Source organism: Actinomadura logoneensis (assembly GCF_003428695.1).
GTDB lineage: Bacteria > Actinomycetota > Actinomycetes > Streptosporangiales > Streptosporangiaceae > Spirillospora > Spirillospora logoneensis.
This window is the reverse complement of the sequence record NZ_QURH01000862.1, coordinates 1-5,670: the sequence shown is the minus strand read 5'-3', so window position 1 is coordinate 5,670 and position 5,670 is coordinate 1. Positions and strand designations below refer to the sequence as shown.

The following is a 5,670-nucleotide window of genomic DNA, read 5'->3' as shown; positions in this document are numbered from 1 at the left end:
GGGCGTTCCGGCCGCGCGCAGGCAGGTGACCAGGTCGCCGAGCGCCGCCCGGCGGCCCTCGGCGTGCGGCGCGGCGGCCTCCAGCGTGCCGAGCTGGGCCGAGACCCACACCTCGGCGGGCAGGGCGCCGGGGAGGGCGGGCAGCTCGTCCGCCGCCCGCACGAACACCCGGTAGACCTCGCGCAGGCCGGGCAGCAGCAGGCGGGGTTCCTCGACGGGGCGTGTGGTGCTCACCCGCCCAGCGTACGGCCCGATCGCTACCAGTCGGTAACCCGATCGGCGGGCACCCTTACCTGATGGACAGGGATTGCTTACCTCAGGGCTCGCGCCGGGGCGCCGCGCCGTCCAAACAGCCGACGGCGGCATCACAGGAGAACGGAGGCGCCACCGACCCCTGACGTCACAGCGCTCCTCCACCGAACGGCGACACTCACTCCGACGTGGAGCGAATGTGGGCGACCGCCCCACGCGCTTCGGAGGACGAAGGCGAGATGGGCGTGAAACTGGAGGAAGACCTGGTCTACCGACTGCTGCTCGCCGTGGACATCCAGGGCTACAGCAGGCTGACCGCGCGCGACCAGCTGGCGGCGCAGCACGACCTCGCGGCCGTGCTCGACCGTGCGGCGGACGCCGCCGGGATGCGCCGGGCCGACTGGTCCGAGCAGGTCGGCGGGGACGGCGAGCTGGCCATGCTGCCCGCCGGGACCGCCCCGGCCGTGGTCGCGGGCGATTTCGTGCTCGGCTTCGAGGCCGCGCTGCGCGAGGTGAACGCCGCGCGGGCCGCCGCTGTCCGCGACGCCGTCGAGCGCCACGATCCGGCCCGCGGCGTCCCGGCGTTCGGCGACCCGCGGCTGCGCGTCCGGCTCGCGCTGCACCACGGCACGCTGACCGCCGGACCGTTCGGCCCCGCCGGGGACGCCCCGGTCGTGGTCCAGCGGCTGCTCGACTCGGCGCCGCTGCGCCGCCTGCTGGACGACCCGCGCCGCGACCTGGCCGTCGTGGTGTCGGACGCGATGTTCGCCGACGTGGTCCGCTCGGGGTTCTGCTCGCTGCCCGAGTCGGCGTTCCAGCCCGTCCGGGTCACCGCCAAGGGCGCGGTGTTCCGGGGCCACCTGCTCACCCGCCTCCCGGAGGCCGGACGCGCCCGTCCCGTCCGGGAGGGGCGGAGGCGGGCGTCGGAGGGCGGTCCGCCCGGCGGTTCGCCGCAACTGACGCTTCTCACCGGGGTCGGCGGACGCGGCGACGGGTTCGGCTGACAGCCTGGTGTCCGACGGCCCGGACGGACACCCGGACGGAGACCCGGACAGAGAAGAGCCCGCCCCGCACCGGGGGCGCCCGGCGGCGGGACGGGCTCGCGGTCCCGTCCTGGGCCGACACGACCAGAAGCCGGAGAAGGCGGAGCGGAGGAAGGACATGGCGGACGAGGCGGGCGAGGCGAGACTGCGCGAACTGCTGGCGCGGCGGAGGCTGGGCGCCCTGGTGACGCTCAAGAAGGACGGGCGCCCCCAGCTGTCCAACATCATCTACGGCTACGACGCGGACCGGGACCTGGTCCGGATCTCGGTCACCGACGACCGGGCCAAGACCCGCAACCTGCGCCGCGACCCGCGCGCGAGCCTGCACGTGAGCAGCGAGGACGGCTGGTCCTGGGTGGTCGCCGAGGGGACGGCGGAGCTGTCGGACGTCGCCGCCGAGGAGCGCGACGCCACCGTGGAGGAGCTGGTGGACCTGTACCGCGCCCTCCAGGGCGAGCACCCGGACTGGGACGACTTCCGCCGGGCGATGGTCGGCGAACGCCGGCTCGTCGTGCGGCTGCCCGTCGAACACCTCTACGGCCAGCCGCCCCGCTAGTCCCTTGGCCGCGGGCAGCCCTCCTGCTGCCGGTCCCAGCGGGTGGTCCAGCGGTCGGCCACGGTCGGGGCGAGCAAGGTCATGAGCCCTCCTGTAACTGCCGTGTAGGCTTTTGAGGGTCACATCGTGCCCTCGAAGGAATGTAGCTGGTCAAGTGGACTTCAACAGTCACTCGGATCGGGTGGTCGCCGCCGCCGTCGGGCTGGTCAACGCCTTCACCCCCGGTGAGCGGCGCGGTCGCCCCTACACGCCGCCCGCCGACCCGGCCGAGCGCTCCGCCGCCGCGTTCGGCGTCTGGAACGAGGAGACCGAGGGGAAGGCCCTCACCGAGGCCGAGCTGGACGAGCTCGCCGCGGTCGCCGCCCGGCTGCGCGAGGTCTTCGAGGCCGTCGCGCGCGGTGACGTGGACGGCGCGGCCGAACGCGTCAACCGGATGCTGGCCGACACCGCGGCCCGCCCGCGCCTGGCCCGGCACGACGGCGAGCCCTGGCACCTGCACTTCCACGGCGCCGACAGCGGCGTGTCCGCCGAGTGGGGCGGGCCCTGCGCGACGGGCCTGGCGGTGGTCCTCGGCAGCGAGCTGCACGACCGGCTCGGCGTCTGCACCGCGCCCGGCTGCGACCGCGTCTACGTCGACACCTCCCGCAACGGCACCCGCCGCTACTGCTCGACCGCCTGCCAGAACCGGGTGAAGACCGCCGCTTTCCGGGCCCGCCACAGCCGTCCGTAACCGGCCAGCGCCCGTCCGGCCGTTCCCTTGGCCCGCCGTGTCACGCTGGCGGATCCGGAAGGTTCGGGTGGACCCGGGTCTCCCGGTCGTCCGGGATGACTTCGGAGGACCGGGGTGACCCGGACGGCGGGAGGCGGGATGTGCGGAGACTGCACGCGGGACGCGTCACGGGTGCCCGAGGAGGTGCGGCGGGCGCTGGCGGAGTACCGGGAACTGCTCGCCGCGCACGGCCCCACCTGGGGCGAGGACCCGATCCACTACGTCCGGCAGCTGGAGGTCGCGCCGTTCGTCCCGGACGAGCGGGAGTTCTTCGTCGCTTGGTTCCTCGCGGCCGTCGAGCGCGCCGAGGGATCGACCGGACCGCACACCGAGGCCGCGCTGAACGCCGTGGACCTGCACCGGACGCTCCGTGACGTCCTGGTCGGCGACCTGCCCGACAACCTCGCCGCGCTGCGCCTGACCCCCGGCGGCGCGCGCGTGGAGGCCCGCCCGCGCCCGGTCTTCGCGGGCGGCCCCCGGCACACGACCACGCTGCTGCTCGACTCCTCCCGCGACGAGGGCGTCCGCGTCCGGATCGACGGCGCCGACCACGACCTCGAACCCCATGGCGCGCTCCTCGTCCCGGTCGCGGTCGACAGCCACGTCACGGTGGACGGCGCGCGCGTCCCGCTCGACGGCCTCACCCGCGAGACCGCGTCCGCCCGGCTGCGGGTGCGCGCCGGACTGCCCTGCCGCTGGACGGTCGTCGGCGACGACGGCCAGGGCTGGTACCCGCCGGACGCCCCCGACCGGCACGACGCGCACGGACGGCCCTACTTCCACGGCGACGACCTCGTCCTGGACGTCCCCGCCGAGCCTCTCACCGTCCGGGTCACCCGCGGGGCCGAGTACGAGGTCGCCGAGACGCGCGTCCGGCCCGCGCCCGGTGAGGAGGCGACCGTCGAGCTGACCCCGCGCCGCCGCTACGACGCCGCCGCGCGCGGCTGGTACGGCGGCGACATGCACGTCCACATGAACTGGGCGGGGAACAGCGTCGGCACGCCCGCGCAGGCCGCCGCGATCCAGCGCGGCGAGGACCTGCACGTCCTCAACCTCGTCGCCGGGAACGTCTCGACCGTCCGCGTCTACGACCGCGAGGCCCTGGAGCACTGGGCCGGCCGCGACGCCCCCTGGTCCGCCCCCGGCCACATCGCCCGCTTCGGCGTCGAGTACCGCAACGACCTGCTCGGCCACCTCTACGCCTTCGGCGTGCAGAGCCCGCCCGAGCTGTTCCACACCGGCTTCCTCGGCGCGGACGACTGGCCGCCCAACGCCGAGGGCATCCGGCGGCTCGTCGAACTCGGCGCGACCGTCGGCTACAGCCACCCGTTCCACGTCCCGGTCGGCGAGGACGGCCCGCCCGGCGAGGCCCTGTCCGACGGGCGCAACTGCTCGGCCCGCGAGATCGTCGCCGACGCCGCCCTCGGGCTCGTGCACAGCCTGGACGTCCTGAACCACTCCGACGTCCACGCGACCGCCCGCGTCTACCGGCGGCTGGTCGGCGCGGGCAACCGGCTCGCGGTCACCGCCGGCAGCGACACCCAGATCTCGTTCACCCGACGCGGCAACCAGTCCAGCCCGCCCGGCTGGGAACGCGTCTACGCCCGCGTGGACGGCGACCTGACCGCCGCGTCGTTCGCGGACGCGATCCGGCGCGGACGCACCTTCGCCACCACCGGCCCCTGGCTCGAGCTCGATGTGGACGGCCACGGCCCCGGCGACACGCTCGACCTGCCCGCGCCCGGCACGTCCGGTGCGTCCGGTGCGTCCGGGGGCGGCGTCGCGACGGTCGGGGTGACGGTCCGCGCGGTCGGCGAGGAGGTCGAGACGCTCTGGCTCCTCACGGCGGACGGCGTCCTCGCCCAAGGTCCGCCGGACAAGGCACTGACCGTCCAACTGCCGGTCACCGGACCCACCTATGCCCTCGCCGTCGCGACCGGTCCCGCGCACGTCCGGTCGATGCACCACGCCGGCGTGTACGCCCAGACCAGTCCCGTCTACCTGGACGTCGCCGGACGGCACGTCGCGCGCGAGGAGGACGTCCGCTGGTGCCTGGACTACCTCGACGGCTTCGAGCGGATGATCCGCGACCGGGCCCGCCTCAGTGACGACCGGCAGCTCGCCGACCACCTCGACCTGATCGAAGCCGCCCGCGCGGTCTACCGGGCGCGGCTCACCGCCTGACCGCCCCTGGCATGGAAAAGGGCGCGGGACGGAGGCACCCCGCAGTTCCTCCGTCCCGCGCGTCCGTGGGGCCCGGACCTCAGGTGAGGTCGGGGCCGTAGACCTCCCAGAGCTCGCCGGCGAAGAACCGGCCGAACTCCACCAGGGCCGTCGTGCCGTGCGGCCCGCCGGTGCGGAAGGTGGTCAGCTGCCGCGCGAAGTCGGTCAGCTGGATGTGCAGCACGCCCGCGCCCAGGACCTCGGCGTCCGCGTCGTCGGCGGGCTCCACGTGCCCGGCCAGCAGGCGGGTGTAGAGCGTGGAGGTGTCCGGCCAGATCCGGGTCGGCGGGCCGTGCAGGACCTTCTTCTCGCCGACCAGCGTCAGTTCGAGGCCCTGCGCGTCGGTGAACGGCAGCCGGTACCGCATCACCCGGCGCTGCGCCTCGCCGGTCGGCGCGAACAGGTTGAACCGGCCGCGCGTGACCGGCCGCCGCCCGCCGCACCCCGCCGCCTCGATCCAGCCCTCGGCGGTCGCCTCGTGCTCGGGCTCGGCGAGGAACCGGTGCACGTCGTCGGTCCGGATGGTCAGCCGGAACGCGAAGGGCTCGCGCGCCTCGTCCAGCTCGCCCGCGCGCGGGTCCGCCGTGCCGAAGGTGACGTGCCCCTTCATCTGCTCGGTGAAGGACAGCGACGTGCGCCCCGCGCCCTGGCGGGACCGGTCCCCGGACCCCGCCCGCGGCCCCGGCTCCCGGGCGTACGCGCCGCTCGCCTCACCGCTGCGCGGGCCGGACGAACCGCCGCCCGGCCCGGCCCCCGCGTCGGCGGAACCGGCTCCCACACCCGCCGACACCCTCGCCGCCGTCACCACGGCCGCCGTGGTCACGGCG

4 protein-coding genes and 2 pseudogenes are annotated in these 5,670 nt (G+C 75.4%); 4 read left to right on the top strand and 2 right to left on the bottom strand.

All coding sequences use genetic code 11. From position 1 onward, the window contains the following. Nucleotides 1-234 (bottom strand): annotated as a pseudogene (locus DZF91_RS29175) (hypothetical protein); the annotation flags it as partial. A gap of 263 nt (nt 235-497) precedes the next feature. Between DZF91_RS29175 and DZF91_RS29170 the strand changes: the two are divergent. The 4 genes from DZF91_RS29170 (at nt 498) to DZF91_RS40540 (ending at nt 4,804) form a co-directional block, all read left to right on the top strand. Beyond that, nucleotides 498-1,256, top strand: a complete 759-nt coding sequence (locus tag DZF91_RS29170; protein WP_199486963.1) for a hypothetical protein — start codon at nt 498-500, stop codon at nt 1,254-1,256. A 157-nt stretch (nt 1,257-1,413) separates the two neighbouring features. Continuing rightward, nucleotides 1,414-1,851 carry a PPOX class F420-dependent oxidoreductase gene (locus DZF91_RS29165; RefSeq protein WP_117360326.1) on the top strand — a complete coding sequence of 146 codons (438 nt, stop codon included), beginning with the start codon at nt 1,414-1,416 and terminating at the stop codon, nt 1,849-1,851. A gap of 154 nt (nt 1,852-2,005) precedes the next feature. Beyond that, nucleotides 2,006-2,581 (top strand): CGNR zinc finger domain-containing protein, encoded by a 576-nt coding sequence (locus tag DZF91_RS29160; protein WP_117360325.1) that lies wholly within the window; start codon nt 2,006-2,008, stop codon nt 2,579-2,581. 138 nt (nt 2,582-2,719) lie between these two features. Beyond that, a complete protein-coding gene (locus DZF91_RS40540) occupies nt 2,720-4,804 on the top strand; it encodes a CehA/McbA family metallohydrolase (RefSeq protein ID WP_158588074.1) in 2,085 nt (694 codons plus the stop codon). Nucleotides 4,805-4,883: 79 nt separating this feature from the next. Here the strand turns inward: DZF91_RS40540 and DZF91_RS29150 are convergent. Further along, nucleotides 4,884-5,670 (bottom strand): annotated as a pseudogene (locus tag DZF91_RS29150) (FAD-dependent oxidoreductase); the annotation flags it as partial.